The sequence below is a fragment of the Streptomyces djakartensis genome (assembly GCF_014651075.1).
Lineage (GTDB): Bacteria > Actinomycetota > Actinomycetes > Streptomycetales > Streptomycetaceae > Streptomyces > Streptomyces djakartensis.
In genome coordinates, this window is sequence record NZ_BMWE01000010.1 from 210,805 (window position 1) to 225,888 (window position 15,084).

At 70.7% G+C, this 15,084-nt stretch carries 16 protein-coding genes; 13 read left to right on the forward strand and 3 right to left on the reverse strand.

Translation table 11 applies throughout. The features are described from left to right. Nucleotides 1-73: 73 nt before the first annotated feature. The 3 genes from IE212_RS19195 (at nt 74) to IE212_RS19205 (ending at nt 3,949) form a co-directional block, all read left to right on the forward strand. Nucleotides 74-934: a class I SAM-dependent methyltransferase gene (locus IE212_RS19195; protein ID WP_373301408.1), complete on the forward strand. Its 861-nt coding sequence runs from the start codon at nt 74-76 to the stop codon at nt 932-934. Nucleotides 935-1,163: 229 nt separating this feature from the next. Further along, complete coding sequence (locus IE212_RS19200) at nt 1,164-2,285, forward strand: C40 family peptidase (protein WP_190199102.1); 1,122 nt, start codon at nt 1,164-1,166, stop codon at nt 2,283-2,285. A 311-nt stretch (nt 2,286-2,596) separates the two neighbouring features. Continuing rightward, nucleotides 2,597-3,949 carry a PP2C family protein-serine/threonine phosphatase gene (locus tag IE212_RS19205; RefSeq protein WP_190199103.1) on the forward strand — a complete coding sequence of 451 codons (1,353 nt, stop codon included), beginning with the start codon at nt 2,597-2,599 and terminating at the stop codon, nt 3,947-3,949. 41 nt (nt 3,950-3,990) lie between these two features. Here IE212_RS19205 and IE212_RS19210 read toward each other — a convergent pair whose 3' ends face one another. The 3 genes from IE212_RS19210 to IE212_RS19220 form a co-directional block, all read right to left on the reverse strand. After that, nucleotides 3,991-4,323, reverse strand: coding sequence for a DUF2516 family protein (locus IE212_RS19210; RefSeq protein ID WP_190053800.1), 333 nt, complete (start codon nt 4,321-4,323; stop codon nt 3,991-3,993). Nucleotides 4,324-4,440: 117 nt separating this feature from the next. Further along, entirely contained in the window at nt 4,441-5,169 is a 729-nt protein-coding gene (locus IE212_RS19215) for a hypothetical protein (protein WP_190199104.1), read from the reverse strand. Between the two features lie 79 nt (nt 5,170-5,248). Then, on the reverse strand, nt 5,249-5,806 hold the full coding sequence (locus IE212_RS19220; RefSeq protein ID WP_190199105.1) for a helix-turn-helix domain-containing protein: 558 nt from the start codon (nt 5,804-5,806) through the stop codon (nt 5,249-5,251). 484 nt (nt 5,807-6,290) lie between these two features. Here IE212_RS19220 and IE212_RS19225 point away from each other — a divergent pair, with 484 nt between their 5' ends. The 10 genes from IE212_RS19225 (at nt 6,291) to IE212_RS19270 (ending at nt 15,009) form a co-directional block, all read left to right on the forward strand. Next, on the forward strand, nt 6,291-6,884 hold the full coding sequence (locus IE212_RS19225; RefSeq protein ID WP_190199106.1) for a YybH family protein: 594 nt from the start codon (nt 6,291-6,293) through the stop codon (nt 6,882-6,884). An 84-nt stretch (nt 6,885-6,968) separates the two neighbouring features. Beyond that, nucleotides 6,969-8,177 carry a 3-deoxy-7-phosphoheptulonate synthase gene (locus tag IE212_RS19230; RefSeq protein ID WP_190199107.1) on the forward strand — a complete coding sequence of 403 codons (1,209 nt, stop codon included), beginning with the start codon at nt 6,969-6,971 and terminating at the stop codon, nt 8,175-8,177. Next, the gene (locus IE212_RS19235) at nt 8,165-8,788 is read left to right on the forward strand and encodes an isochorismatase family protein (protein ID WP_190199108.1); all 624 of its coding nucleotides are present in this window, start codon (nt 8,165-8,167) and stop codon (nt 8,786-8,788) included. The genes IE212_RS19230 and IE212_RS19235 overlap by 13 nt, the downstream gene beginning before the upstream one ends. After that, nucleotides 8,785-10,689 (forward strand): anthranilate synthase family protein, encoded by a 1,905-nt coding sequence (locus IE212_RS19240; RefSeq protein ID WP_190199109.1) that lies wholly within the window; start codon nt 8,785-8,787, stop codon nt 10,687-10,689. The genes IE212_RS19235 and IE212_RS19240 overlap by 4 nt, the downstream gene beginning before the upstream one ends. Further along, nucleotides 10,686-11,033, forward strand: coding sequence for a hypothetical protein (locus IE212_RS19245; protein ID WP_190199110.1), 348 nt, complete (start codon nt 10,686-10,688; stop codon nt 11,031-11,033). Before IE212_RS19240 ends, IE212_RS19245 begins: the two co-directional genes overlap by 4 nt. After that, nucleotides 11,030-11,650 (forward strand): phenazine biosynthesis FMN-dependent oxidase PhzG, encoded by a 621-nt coding sequence (gene phzG, locus IE212_RS19250; protein WP_229864436.1) that lies wholly within the window; start codon nt 11,030-11,032, stop codon nt 11,648-11,650. The genes IE212_RS19245 and phzG overlap by 4 nt, the downstream gene beginning before the upstream one ends. Nucleotides 11,651-11,693: 43 nt before the next feature. Next, on the forward strand, nt 11,694-13,550 hold the full coding sequence (gene asnB, locus IE212_RS19255) for an asparagine synthase (glutamine-hydrolyzing) (protein ID WP_190199111.1): 1,857 nt from the start codon (nt 11,694-11,696) through the stop codon (nt 13,548-13,550). 88 nt (nt 13,551-13,638) lie between these two features. After that, a complete protein-coding gene (locus tag IE212_RS19260) occupies nt 13,639-14,130 on the forward strand; it encodes a PhzA/PhzB family protein (RefSeq protein WP_190199112.1) in 492 nt (163 codons plus the stop codon). A 53-nt stretch (nt 14,131-14,183) separates the two neighbouring features. Beyond that, nucleotides 14,184-14,594: a VOC family protein gene (locus IE212_RS19265; RefSeq protein ID WP_190199113.1), complete on the forward strand. Its 411-nt coding sequence runs from the start codon at nt 14,184-14,186 to the stop codon at nt 14,592-14,594. A 40-nt stretch (nt 14,595-14,634) separates the two neighbouring features. Further along, entirely contained in the window at nt 14,635-15,009 is a 375-nt protein-coding gene (locus tag IE212_RS19270; RefSeq protein WP_190199114.1) for a DUF4186 domain-containing protein, read from the forward strand. The last annotated feature ends 75 nt before the right edge of the window (nt 15,010-15,084 follow it).

The window sequence follows — 15,084 nt, forward strand, 5'->3', positions numbered from 1 at the left end:
TATGGGGAGACCTGCGGGCGCGGGCCGCGACGAGGCCGGGGAGGGGCGCCGCGGGCCGCCTACCCTCGTATCCATGACATCCCGCGCAGCGCCCCTCCCCCGCTCCCGGCTTCGCCCGAGCGGGGCGGGCGCCGTCGTGGGAACGGTGACGCGCGGGACGACCAACCCCAACCGCCTGCGCCGTATGGACCGCTGGATCGCGGCCACGCACGGCGCGGAGCTCCGCCGTGCCGCCGACCCCGTGGCGGTCGACCTCGGGTACGGCGCCGCGCCCTGGACCGCCGTGGAGCTGCTGCACCGCCTCCGTACGGTCGCCTCGCGCGCGCGTGTGGTGGGCGTCGAGATCGAGCCGGCCCGGGTCGCCGCGGCGCTGCCGTACGAGCGGGCGGGGCTGGTCTTCCGGCACGGCGGTTTCGAGATCCCCATCCCGCAGCGCCCGCTGCTCGTCCGGGCGGCGAACGTGCTGCGGCAGTACGAGGAGGGCGCGGTCGCGGCGGTGTGGGAGCGGTTGTGCGCCCGGCTCGCACCGGCCGACCCGGCGACCGGCTCGCGCGGCGGGCTGCTGGTGGAGGGGACCTGCGACGAGATCGGCCGCCGGCACGTGTGGGTCGCGCTCGGCCCCGAGGGCCCGCGCACGGTCACCTTCGCGACCCGGCTCGGCTCCCTGGACCGCCCTTCGGACCTGGCCGAACGCCTGCCGAAGGCGCTGATCCACCGCAACGTCCCGGGCGAGCCGGTGCACGCCTTCCTGCGCGACTTCGACCGCGCCTGGGCCGCTGCCGCGCCCTACGCCTCCTACGGGGCCCGTCAGCGCTGGATCCGTGCGGTCCGGGACCTGACGGCCGACTGGCCGGTGACGGACGGGCCGGCGCGGTGGCGGCAGGGCGAAGTGACGGTGCGGTGGGAGGCACTGGCGCCGCGCGTCCGGCCCTGACGGTACTGGCGGTACTGGCGGTACTGGCGGTACTGCCGGCCCTGCAGTCCTGGACCCGCTGGGAACGATCTCTTTGAGTCGTTCGTCACACATGCGGGGAGATCGTCATGCCGGGGCATGCCGGTGCGCGGGCGACGGGAAGCACTACCTCTGTCGTTTCGCGCGCCGACGTGGCAGCATCCCTGGCGTGCCGGATGTTACTGATGATTAATCAGGTGGGGGCTGAGATATGGGGACGGGCAAGCGCGGCCTGATCGTGACGGCCATGACGGTCGTCTGCGCGGTCACCCTGCTGGCCGCACCGGGCACGGCGTTCGCGAGTCCGAGCCCGAGCCCCACGCCACCCGCACCGAGCGCGGGCCCGGCACCCGCACCCGGCAAGGACCTCGAAGCCGTACGCCGGAAACTCGACCGGCTCTACCGCGCGGCGGCCCGCGCCACCGACGAGTACAACGCCGCCGAGGAGAAGGCCGACCGGCAGTCCGCCGAGGTCGCCGAACTGACCAGGAAGATCGCCAAGGGCAAGAAGCGCATGGCCGAACTGAAGGCCCGCGCGGGCGCCGCGGCCGCCGCCCAGTACCGCGGCGGCGGACTGCCGCCCGAGGCGCATCTGATGCTGAGCGACGACCCGCAGGAGTTCCTCGACGGAGCGGGCCGGGTGCGCCAGGGCCAGCACGCGGCCAAGGGCCTGCTCGGCGAACTGGCGCGCACGCAACAGGACTTGGAGCAGTACGCGAAGGACGCCTCCGCGCAGTGGAGGAAGCTGGAGGCGGGCCGCAAGGCCAAGGCCGCCGCACAGAAGAAGATCGAGAAACAGATCGCGCAGGCCGAGAAGCTCGAGTCCGAGCTGCGCGAAGAGGAGCAGGAGCGCCTCGCCGAGCTGGAGAAGGAGGCCGCGCACAAGGCGCAGACCGCCTGGCTCGGCTCCGGCATTCTCGACGAGATCACCTCAGAGGCGTCCGGGCAGGGCAAGAAGGCGGTCGCGTACGCCACGGCGCAGATCGGCAAGCCGTACCAGTGGGGCGCCGAGGGCCCGAAGACCTACGACTGCTCCGGGCTCACCTCACAGGCCTGGATCTCCGCGGGGCGCGGCATCCCGCGCACCTCGCAGGAGCAGTGGAAGCGGCTGCGCCACATCGACGTCCGGGACATGCGTCCCGGCGACCTCGTCATCTACTTCGACGACGCCAGTCATGTCGCGATGTACGTGGGGGACGGGGCGATCGTGCACGCCCCACGCCCCGGGCGCACGGTGACACTCGCGGGGGCCGGTTCGATGCCCATCCTCGGGGTGGTGCGCCCGGACGCCGACGCCCGTGCCGACACCGGCGCCGGCACCGATCGCGGCTGAGCGGGCACCGGATATCGGACAGCGCGTCATGACGCCCCGGGGCGGCGAGACTCGCCGGTGACCTGGACCACGTGACGCGTCCCACCCCGAACCCCCCGGCAAACCATGCGCGGGCGTGACGTTCGTCATCCCCGCGACATCCGGACCATGTCCAACTGGGGCACATATCGCGGCATATGACACTGGCTGGTGGCGCAGCGGCGTGGCTCACACCATTCCAATGCGGCGCCGACACCCGCTATGGTCCCCGTCGGTGGGTCGAGGTCCCTCGCCCCACCGTGCCCTCGGGGGGAGGGAAGGAACCCAAGACGATGCCCGTACCCATACCGCGGCAGAGAGCGATCCCGGCCGCGGAGAGTGGTCAGGCGCAGGCCGCCTCCGCAAGCGGCGGCGGCCCGGCCGAGGAATCCGCCACGGACGCCTCGGCAACGGCCCGGCGCACGCCGGACACCGCCGTGAACACCACGGACAAGGCGGAGAACAACACCACCCACACCAACCTGACGCTGCTGCTGATCGAGGACGACCCGGCCGGTTCGCCGATCGTGCCGGACATGCTCGACCAGGCGGGCAAGCCGATCCGCGTCCGCACGGCCCGCAATCTGACCGAGGCCGGGCGGCTGCTGACCGACGACGTCCACTGCATCCTGCTGGACCTCGCGCTGCCGGCGCCGGGCCGTGACGACAGCGATGACGAGCTCGCCGTGCTCAGGCACGTGCTGAAGCTCGCGCCGCGGCATGCCGTGCTGGCGCTGACCGCCTCGGGCGACGCCGAGCGCGGCGCGGAGGCGGTGCGGGTGGGCGCCCAGGACTACCTCTTCCGCGACGAGCTGGACGGCCGGCTGCTGAGCCGCGCGATCCGCTACGCGGTGGAGCGCAAGCGCTCCGAGTCCGCCGAGCGCCGCCTCGCCGAGGGGCGGCTGCGGGCCCAGGAGAACCGCCGCCTGGAGCGCGGTCTGCTGCCGACCCCGCTGCTGGACGGCTCCCCGCTCCGGTTCGCCGCCCGCTACCGCCCGGGCCGCTCACGCGCCCTGCTCGGCGGTGACTTCTACGACGTCGTGCGCACTCCGGACGGCACCGTGCACGCCATGATCGGTGACGTCTGCGGGCACGGCCCGGACGAGGCCGCCCTCGGTGTGGAACTGCGGATCGCCTGGCGCGCCCTGACCCTGGCCGGCCTGTGCGGCGACCAGCTGCTGAACACGCTCCAGCAGGTGCTGGAGCACGAGCGGGCAGACGACGAGATCTTCGCGACCCTGTGCACGGTGGACATCGCGCCGGACGGCCGCCGCGCCGGCCTGTGCCTTGCCGGGCACCCGTCGCCGCTGCTGGCCAGCCCGGGCAGACCGGCCCGTCTGCTGCCGTACGACAACAACGGTCCGGCCCTCGGACTGCTGCCGGGCGCGCGCTGGCCGCGGATGCAGGTGGAGCTGGGGGCCGAGTGGAGCCTGATGCTCTACACCGACGGCCTGATCGAGGGCCGCATCGGCCAGGGCCGCGAGCGGCTCGGCCAGGAGGGCATGACGGAGATGGTCCGCCGCCAGTTCGCCGAGGGCCTGCGGGGCGAGGCGCTGCTGCGGGCGGCGGTGAACGAGGTGCGTAACCTCAACGGTGGCGAGCTGACGGACGATGTGGCGGTACTGCTGCTGGACCGGGTGCCGTAGCCACCTCCCGGCGCACGGCCCGGCGGAGCGGGCGGCGGCGCTTACCGGCCGCCGTTCCAGGGCCCGTACGGCCCGTCGCTGCTGGAGCCGCGCCGGCTGCGGCCTCCGCCGGGGAGCGCGCGGATGGCGGGACGTACGTCGACCATGTAGACGATCGTCGCGATGAGCCCGATGATCGGCAGGAACGACAGGATCGGGAAGAGCAGGTTCACCACGAAGGCGAGCCCGAGGATGATCAGCCAGAACGGCTTGGTCTTCTTGTCCGCCGCGCGGTACGCGTCCTCGCGGCGGACGGCCGCGTCGATCAACGCGAAGCCGCTGAAAACGATCAGGGCCATGCTCAGAAGCCACATCAACCCTGCGAAGCCCTGCATCAGCACAACGTCCACCACCTGACTCGGCTCGTCCTACGCGGTCACCGTACCCGTACAACGGGCCGGGCACCCCCAGGGTGCCCGGCCCGTTCGACCGCGTCTTCGCCCTGCGCCGTCCTACTTCGCCGGCGGGGTGGGCTTCTTCGCGGTGGCGGGGCTGCCGGTGGTCTTGCCGCCCGCGGGCTTGCTCGCCGGGGCCTTCTTGGCGGGCGCCTTCTTCGCGGCCGCGGCCTGGGTGGCGGCGGGCTTCGCCGGGGCGGCCTGCGTGGCGGCGGGCTTCGCCGCCGCGGAGCCGGCGGCGGGCTTCACGGGCTCCGTCCTGACCTGGGCCGGCTCGGCCTTCGGCTCGACGGCGATGGCCAGCTCCTCGACGCCCTCGGCGACGTCCTCGATGCTCTCGGCGGCCTCGCCGCGCCAGGTCCGCACGGCCTGCTCACCGTGCTCGGCGACCTTCTCGTAGGTCTCCCGGGCCTTGACGGCGTACTCGGCGGCCACGCCGACCCCGCGCAGCGCGAGGTCCTGAGCGCTCTCGCCGATCTTCTTCAGGTCCGCGTCGATCGTGCTGCCGAGCTTCTTGATGTCGACGTCGATGGAGCCGATGAACTCGGTGACCTTGGTCTGCAGGGTCTCCTGGGTCTCCTTGACGCGGGCGGAGGCCTTCTCCTGCACGGCCCTGGGGTCGGTGTTGCGCACGGCCTCGAACCGCGCCGGGGCCTCGTTGCGCAGCTGCTCCACCAGGCCCGGCACCTTCTTGGCCTGCTGGAGGGCGAGGTCGGCGGTGCCTGCGGCGAAGTAGAGCGGAGTCGGGTCGCTGAGGGTCTTGCGCAGGTCGTCGGTGATGGCCATGGTGATGGTCCTCCCGGGTTCTTTTTCGGCTGAGGGTTTTGTGTGATCCGCGGCAGCGCGGCCGGTGCCCTGGTCCGGCTCAGCCGGCCGTCTGCTGCGGGTCTGTGTCACTGCGGCCGCCGCCCTTGCGGGTGCGGCGGGTGGCGGACGTACCGCCGTCGGCGTCACGGACACGGCGCTCGACGGGCTGGCCGTCGCCGGCCGTGCGGACCGGACGTATCTCGGCACCGGCGACGCTGCCGGTGGCACCTTCCGGGGCGTCCACCTCACCGTCGCCGTACCCGTCCCCGAACCCGTTCTCCTTGCGGAAGGACTCGTAGATCTGGAGCAGCACCTGCTTCTGCCGCTCGGTGAGCGTCGGGTCGGCGAGTATGACGGCACGCGTCTCCACCTCGTCCCGGCCCCGCTCGGCGTCGAGGATGCCGGCCCTGACGTACAGCGTCTCGGCGGAGATCCGCAGGGCCTTGGCGACCTGCTGCAACACCTCCGCGCTCGGCTTGCGCAGCCCGCGCTCGATCTGGCTCAGGTACGGATTGGACACCCCGGCGGCGTCGGCGAGCTGCCGCAGCGACAGCTGGGCGTTGCGCCGCTGCTCGCGCAGATAGTCACCGAGGTTGCCGACGTTGAGGGTTGCCATGCCTCCACAGTGCCGCACCCCGCTAACTATTGCAAGCACCTGCTTGCAGGAGTGTGTCGCGCCCACGAGGGCGGCCGCAGTACACCACCCCCTAGATGCCGCTGATGTGACGCAAACCACTCGAGATCCGCCAACGACGCCGCTGCGGACATGGCGCAAATTGACCCCTGGAGCCCCGGAATCGGCGATTCCCGGCGGCCGGCCACCTCGACCCCGCCACTTGGCGCCCCCTGCCGGATGATGTTCCGGAAACAGCGATATCCCCAGCTCCTCTTAATGCCGCCGGTGTTCCGCTTCAACACCTGGGGAGGACGGAAAAGCGGATTGACTCCCTCTGTATTTTCAGAAGGGTTGACAGGGCCAGTTCTGGAATGTTGCATGACGTCATCAACGGGGCGGGATGGCAAACGGGGGCCATTCGGAGGGGCCGGCGCCGAAAAGGCGTTCTATTGACCTGCTGCCATCTCCATTCGGGGGAGATGCCATGAGTCGAATCAAACTCACCCTGTCGATCGCCACCTCGGCCATCGCGTTCACGGCCGCGAGCATCGCAGGACCTGCCTTCATCCAGACCGAGATGACGAACACAGCGGCGGATGCGACCACATCAGCCGCTGCCGCGAACCCGACCGAAGCCAAGGAAACGCTGAAGTCCCCCCGCACACCGGGGGAGTTGCTGCAGCTCCTGGGTGAGCGGATCAAGGCCAAGGACGTGGACGGAATCATCGCGCTCCATGAGCCCGAAGCGGCGATCGTCAATTACGACGGATCGATCATCCGGGGTCACAAGGACATACGAGCCTTCTACGTCGAGTGGTTCAAGTCCGATCCGGTGCTCACTGTCAACCCTCGCCAGACCGTGATGGCGGGAGGGAAACGCACAGGTGACAAGATACGCAACCGCACGGCGGCCATAATGGGCGACTATTCTCTGGAACAGACCGCAGCGGACGGAAGTCGCGAGAAATTCACTGGGAATTTCTGCGACACCGTGCAGGAGCAGCCGAACGGCACGTGGCTGTATGTCCAGGACAACCCTTACCCGCCCCACGGCGGCGTGACAGCGGCCCATCACTGATCGACCCGGCCATCGACCACCGATGGCCGGTCGCTTCACGCACGGATAGCGAGTTGCCGACATGTTCGAGGTCTGGAGAGAAGCTTGAACGTCACCTCGCTCGACGTTTCACCGGCCCCGGTTGCGCGTCAGCAGCCTCAGTGGGGGGATCCGGTACAGGTCAAGCAGGTCAGGGAGGAACTGGCGGCCCTTCCCCCGCTCGTGGAGGCCGAATCGCTGGTCCGCCTGCGGGGGTTGCTCGCAGGAGTCGCCGCCGGGCGGGCACAGGTGGTGCAGGCGGGTGACTGCGCGGAGGATCCGGCGGAATGCACCGCGGGTGACGTGGGGCGAAAAGTGGGACTCCTCAACGTGCTCGCCGGCGTCATGAGCGCGATCACTCATCAGCCGGTGGTGCGGGTGGGCCGGATCGCAGGCCAGTACGCCAAACCCCGGTCGGCGCGCACCGAGTGGGTCGGCGGCGTCGAACTCCCGGTGTACCGGGGGCACATGGTGAACGGCCCGGAGCCCGTTCCGGAAATGCGGCGGCCTGACCCCCGGCGCTTACTGGCGGGCTACCGTGCGGCGAGCCAGGTCATGGCCAACCTCGCCCCGACGGCACGGGCCCGCGTCGAGCCGGCCGTGTGGACCAGCCACGAGGCTCTGCTGCTCGACTACGAGATCCCGATGCTGCGCCGGGACCGGGAGGGGCGGGTCGCGCTCACCTCCACCCATTGGCCGTGGATCGGCGAGCGGACCCGCCAGCTCGAGGGGGCCCACGTCACGCTGCTGGCGGACGTGGTCAACCCGGTCGCGTGCAAGATCGGGCCGCGTACGACGGTCGCCGAGCTGCTCGGACTGTGCGCGCGGCTCGATCCCGGCCGGGAACCGGGCCGATTGACCTTGATCGCCCGGATGGGGGCGGACGCGGCGATGGATGTCCTGCCGCCGCTGGTCCACGCCGTGCGCGCCGCCGGGCACCCGGTGGTCTGGCTGGTCGACCCCATGCACGCCAACACCGTGAGCACCGCCGAAGGACGCAAGACCCGAGTCGTGGAGACGATCATCCGGGAGGTCAGGGCGTTCCAGACCGCCGTGCGCACGGCCGGCGGAATACCGGGCGGCATACACCTGGAGACCACGCCCGATGACGTGACCGAATGCGTCTACGCCGACCACGGCACCGACCGGATCGGCCGCAACTACACGACGTTGTGCGACCCACGACTCAACCCCCGCCAGGCGGTGTCCGTGGTCTCGGCCTGGCAGACGCAGATGACGACGGACCGGGCCGAGGGAGAACCGTGCCGGGCTTAGCGCCGATCCCAGCCTACCCACTGCCGACGACGGCCGAACTGCCCGTCAGCACCGCGCGGTGGACACCCGACTCGCGCCGGGCGGTGCTGCTCGTACATGACATGCAGCGCTATTTCCTCGCGCCGTTTCCCTCGTCGGTGCGTGACCCGCTGGTGCGCAACTGCGCGCTGCTGCGGGAGCGCTGCGCCGCGCTCGACGTCCCGGTGTTCTACAGCGCGCAGCCCGGTGGCATGACGGACGAGGAACGCGGCCTGCTGAAGGACTTCTGGGGTCCGGGCATGAAGGTCGACCCCGCGGACCGCCGCATCGTCCCGGAGCTCACGCCCCGGCCGGCGGACCAGATGCTCACCAAGTGGCGCTACAGCGCGTTCTTCCGCTCGGATCTGCTGGCGCGGATGCGCGAGCAGAACCGCGACCAGCTGATCATCTGCGGTGTCTACGCACACGTCGGTGTACTGGTGACGGCCATCGAGGCTTTCACCAACGACATCCAGCCGTTCCTGGTCGCCGACGCGGTCGGCGACTTCTCCGCCGAGTACCACCGGCTGGCCCTCGACTACGCGGCCGCTCGCTGCTCGGTGGTCACCACCACCGAGGAGGTCTTCCGATGAACTCGACGCGGCTGCTCGAGCACGTGCTGGGCCCCGATGCGGGAGCTTTCGCCCTGCTGCACCGCCCCGAGACCGTGGGCCCGGAGCACGTGGAGATCCTGCTGGGCCGGGTCAGCACCCCGGCCCGGCTCGCCGACATCCCGGTGGCCGGACAGACCGGGCGGCCCGGGGAGGCGCGGCACGAGACGCTGGTCCTGGTGCCCCACCGGCAGATCACCGAGCGAGGCTTCGCCGCCGCCGAGGACGGCTCACCGCTGCTCGCGATGGAGGTGACCGACCACGGGCAGGTCCGCACGTCCGACGCGCTGAGGGCCCTGCCGGACGAGCCGATCTCCCTGACCGGCGGTCGCTTCGACACCGACGACGAGGCGTACGCGGACACGGTCCGCGCCGTGCTCGACAACGAGATAGGCACCGGAGAGGGCTCGAACTTCGTCATCAGGCGTTCGTTCCTCACCAGCATCACCGGCTACTCGACACGCAGCGCGCTGAGCCTGTTCCGCCGGCTGCTCACCAGGGAGAGCGGCGCCTACTGGACCTTCATCGTGCACACCGGCCCACGCACCTTCGTGGGTGCCACACCGGAACGCCACGTCAGCCTGCGCGACGGCGTCGCGGCGATGACCCCGATCAGCGGCACCTACCGCTACCCGGCCACCGGGCCCGTCCTGTCGGAGGTCATGGAGTTCCTCACCGACGGCAAGGAGACCGACGAGCTGTACATGGTCCTCGACGAGGAACTCAAGATGATGGCCCGGGTCTGCCGGGGCGGCGGCCGCGTGAGGGGGCCCTTCCTGCGGGAGATGGCCTGGCTGGCGCACACCGAGTACGTCATCGAAGGGCGCAGCGACCTCGACCCCCGGGACATCCTGCGGGAGACGATGTTCGCCCCTACCGTGACCGGCAGCCCGCTCGAGAACGCCTGCCGGGTGATCGCCCGCCACGAGCCCCGCGGCCGCGGATACTACGGGGGCGTCGCGGCCCTCATCGGCCGCGACGCCGCCGGTGCACGCACCCTGGACTCGGCCATCCTCATCCGTACCGCCGACATCCGGACCTCCGCCGCCGACGGCACCGGTCACGTCGAGGTCGGCGTGGGCGCGACCCTGGTCCGGCACTCCGATCCCGACGCCGAGGTCGCCGAGACCCGCACCAAGGCCGCGGGCGTGCTCGCGGCGCTGGGTGCCGACGAGCGGCTCGACGCACACCCGCTGATCCGGGAGGCTCTGGGAAGGCGCAACGAGACGATCGCGGACTTCTGGCTCAGCGATGCCGAACAGCGCACACGGCCCCATCCGGTGCTGGACGGCCGCCGGGCGCTGGTCGTCGACGCCGAGGACACCTTCAGCGCCATGCTGGCCCACCAGCTGCGCGCCATCGGCCTGACCGTGGAGCTGAGCGGTTTCGACGCGTCCCACCGCTTCGACGACCACGACCTCGTCGTCATGGGCCCCGGACCCGGCGACCCGCGGGAGACCGACCACCCCAGGATGGCCCGGCTCACCTCGGCCATCGAGGAGTTGCTGTCCCGGCGCACCCCGTTCCTGGCCGTCTGCCTGAGCCATCAGTTGCTCTGCCGGCACCTCGGGCTCGAACTGCGGCGCCGGGAGGTGCCCAACCAGGGCACACAGCGTGAGATCGACCTGTTCGGCTCGCGCGAGCGAGTGGGGTTCTACAACTCCTACTCGGCCCGCGCGCGAGCCGACCGGCTCCAGTGCCCCGGCGTCGGCGAGGTGGAGGTCTGCCGCGACGCCGGCACGGACGAGGTGCACGCCCTGCGCGGGCCGCACTTCGGCTCGGTGCAGTTCCACCTCGAGTCCGTGCTCACCCAGGACAGCGGGCGCGTCCTGGCCGGGCTGCTCGTACCGCTGATGAAGACCGCGGAGGTAGTGAACGTATGAAGGCCACCATCTCCTGGTGGGACCTCACCGGGTCCGGCCAGACCATCGACTCCTTACGCGTCTACCTGCGCGAAGAGGGTGTGGACCCGTGGACGGGGATCCACGGGATGCGGTTGAAGTTCTGGATCTCCGACCGGGAGACCAACCGCTGGGGCGCCGTGATGCTGTGGGACTCCGACGCCGACCTGACGGCACCGCTGCCGCCGAACCGGGCCACCGAACTCATCGGATACCCGCCGACCGTGCGGCTGATGTCCGACGTCGAGGCCATCGTCGAAGGTGTCCACTCCGGCCGGCCGGCCGAACGGGGACTGGCCTTCGAGCCGATCGGGGAGTCGTCGTGAGCGCGTCGGCCGAGCCCCGGACCGCCGACGAGTTCACCGCCCCGCCCGCCGAACCGATGGAGCTGCTCCAGGCCTGGTTCGACAGCGCCGTCGCGGACGCCGTCCGCGAGCCGGGCGCGCTGGCGCTGGCCACCGTCGACGCCCACGGCCACGCCTCCAACCGGATCGTCCAGGTTCTCGGGATCCGCACGACGGGGCTGGTGTTCGCCAGCCACTCCGACAGCCGCAAGGGCCGTGACCTGGCCGGGAGGGGCTGGGCGTCCGGGGTGTTCTACTGGCGCGAGGCCGGCCGCCAGGTGAGCGTGAGCGGCCCGGCCGGTCCGCTGCCCGACGAGGAGTCCGAGGCCCTGTGGGCGGCCCGGCCCGCCAGTACGCACCCGATGTCCGTGGCGGCGCACCAGAGCGCGCCGCTGCTGGACGAGGACGCGCTGCGCAAGCAGGCCAGGGAGCTGGGCCGGGACGGCTCGGCGCTGCCCCGCCCGGACCGCTGGCTGGGCTATCTGCTGGAGCCGGCGTCGGTGGAGTTCTGGCAGGCCGACCCGGAGGACCGGTTGCACCGGAGGCTGCGTTACGAGCGCGACGGTTCCGGCTGGCGTACGGGCCGGCTCCAACCCTGACCGTGCTCTGGATCGTGGACTCGACAGGAAGAAGGGCAAGTCGATGTGTGGAATGACGGGCTGGGTCTCGTTCGACCGGGATCTGACTCAGCAGCGCGCGCAGCTGGACGCGATGACGCGGACCATGGCCTGCCGGGGACCGGACGCCGCCGGCGCCTGGCTCGACCGGCATGCGGCGATCGGCCATCGAAGGCTGGCGGTCATCGACCTCGAAGGCGGCACCCAGCCCATGGTGGTGCCCACCGACGACGGCCCAGTCACGATCACCTACACCGGTGAGGTCTACAACTACACCGAGCTCAGGGCCGAGTTGATTCGCCGGGGTCATCGGTTCCAGACCCGCAGCGACACCGAGGTGGTGCTCCACGGCTACCTGGAGTGGGGCGAAGGGGTCGCCGAACGGCTCAACGGCATGTTCGCGTTCGCCGTCTGGGATTCCAGGGTCGAGAAGCTCGTGATGATCCGCGACCGGCTGGGCGTCAAGCCGCTCTACTACTCCAGCACCGACGACGGGGTGCTGTTCGGCTCCGAGCCGAAGGCGATCCTGGCCAACCCGCTGGCGGACCGCGCCGTCGACCTCGCCGGACTGCGCGAGCTGGTCAGCTTCACCCAGACGCCGGGCAGCGCCGTGTGGTGCGGGATGAACGAGGTGGTCCCGGGCGGCCTGGTCACCGTCGACCGCTCCGGCCTGCGCGAGCACCGCTACTGGACGCTGCCCACCCGTCCGCACACCGACGACCGGAAGACGACCGTCGCCACCGTGCGCGAGCTGCTCGAGGACATCGTCAGCCGCCAGCTGGTCTCCGACGTCCCGCGCTGCACCCTGCTCTCCGGCGGCCTGGACTCCAGCGTGATCACCGCGCTGGCCGCCGCCAAGCTGGGCCGGCCCGGGGAACACGGCGAGCCCGGCGAGCGGGTGCGCAGCTTCGCGGTGGACTTCGTCGGACGGGAGAACGACTTCGTCGCCGACGAACTGCGGGGCACGACGGACGCCCCGTACGCGCTCGAGGTGGCCGCGCACGTCGGCTCCCGGCACGAGGCCATCGTGCTCGACCACGCCGCGATCGCCGACCCGGACGTGCGCCGGGCCGTCATCACCGCGCGGGACAGTCCGCTCAGCCTCGGTGACATGGACAACTCGCTGTACCTGCTGTTCAAGGCCATCCGGGAGCACTCCACGGTCGCCCTGTCCGGTGAGTCCGCCGACGAGGTCTTCGGTGGGTACCGGTGGTTCCACCAGCCGGAGGTCCAGGCCGCGCAGACCTTCCCCTGGATGGCGGTCTTCGTCAGCGGCGCGCGGGCCCAGGTGTCCGATCGGTTCAACGCCGACATCACCGCGGCCCTCGACCTGCCCACCTACATTCGCGACCGGTACTCCGACGCGGTCGGCGAGGTCGAGCGGGCAGAGGGCGAGAGCGACCACGAGATGCGGATGCGGGTGATGTGCTACCTGCACCTGACCCGCTTCGTCCGGATGCTCCTGGAACGCAAGGACCGGATCAGCATGGCCGTCGGGCTGGAGGTCCGGGTCCCGTTCTGCGACCACCGCCTCGTCGAGTACGTCTACAACACCCCGTGGTCGCTGAAGACCTTCGACGGCAGGGAGAAGAGCCTGCTGCGCGCCGCGACCGCGGACCTGCTGCCGCGGTCGGTACTGGACCGGGTGAAGGCTCCCTACCCCGCCACGCTGGACCCGCACTACACCAGCGCGCTGCTGCAGCAGTCCAAGGAGCTGCTCACCACCGACGACCCGGTCTTCGATCTGGTCGATCGAAGCTGGCTGGAGGACATCACGCGGCGGGACTCGGCCACCATGCCCATCGACGTCCGCAACGGCATGGAGCGCGTACTCGACCTGAGCGCCTGGCTGGACATCTACCGGCCCGAGCTCCGGCTCTGACACGGTCGCCGGCCGGCTCCGGTCAGCGCCGGGGGCCGGCCGGGCACACCGCGTGAATGTCGCAGGGAAATCGATTGAGGAGTACGAGATGGGAACGGAAGACGCCCAGCCCAAGGAGCCCGGAGCCGACGCCGACCTGCGCGCTCGGCACCGTGCCGTCGTCGCGGACTACATGAGCCGCAAGGGCGAGAACCGACTGACGCGCTACCTGCTCTTCACCGAGGACGGCAGCGCCGGCCTGTGGACCAGCGACACGGGCCACCCGGTCAGCTCCCAGGGACACGAGAAGCTCAAGGCGCACGGCGAGTGGTCGCTGCGCATGTTCCCCGACTGGGAGTGGAAGAACGTCGAGATCTTCGAGACACAGGACCCCAACAGGTTCTGGGTCGAGTGCGACGGAGAGGGACAGATCCTCTACCCGGACTACCCGCCCGGCTACTACCGGAACCACTTCATCCACTCGTTCCTGCTGGAAGACGGCAGGATCAAGCAGCAACGCGAGTTCATGAACCCGTTCCAGCAGCTGCGTGCGCTGGGCATCGAGGTGCCGAAGATCAATCGCGGCGGGATCCCCACCTAGGGACTTCCGCCCGCCTTCCAGGAACCGGTCGCACTGGCAGCAAGGAGCATCAGGTGGGATCTCAGCTCAACCCGTACATCGCCTTCGACGGCAACGCCCGGCAGGCGATGGAGTTCTACCACGAAGTCCTCGGTGGCAAGCTGGAGCTGGGCACCTTCGCCGATTTCGGCTCGTCGGAGTCGCCCGACGCGGACAGGATCATGCACGCCACGCTCAGCACGGCGGACGGCTTCACGGTGATGGCGTGGGACGTCCCGGAGCGGGTCCCCTACAACCCGGGCACCAACGTCGCGCTCTACCTCGGCGGCGATGACGCCGGCCTCCGCGACATCTTCGGGAAACTGTCCGTCGGGGGCACCGTGGCGATGCCCCTCAAGCAGCAGATCTGGGGCGACGAGGCCGGCACGCTCGTGGACCGGTTCGGGATCACCTGGATGTTCAACATCACTCAGCGGCAGTCCTGACCGGCCACGGGGCTACTGCGTTCGAAGGAGCCGGGAACCGATGACGGACGAGCTGGACGCCAGGCTGGACCGGATCGGGCGGCACCCCTTCCGCGCGAGGTTCCGGCTGCGCGGAAGGGACCGCGCGGTGGTCGACCTGCGCGGGATGAGGACCGTGGCCAAGCACGCCGAGGATCTGATCGGTCGCAGGCTGGCACCGGCCGAACCGCGCAACGACGGCCGGCAGACGCCCTACCGGGGGCATCCCGTCTTCGTCGCCCAGCACGCCACCGCGACGTGCTGCCGTACGTGCCTCGCGCGCTGGCACGGCATCCCCGCCGGCCACGCACTCCGGGATGACGAGCGCGCATACGTCGTGGAGGTGATCTGCCGGTGGATCGTGAGGCAGTACGCCCCCGGACACCCGCCGCCGTGACCAGGTCGAAGGCCTCACCGCGGGCCGGGAGGGTGGCGGAGAGGCAAGTCGTGTCACGAAGCGCTATGACGTGCC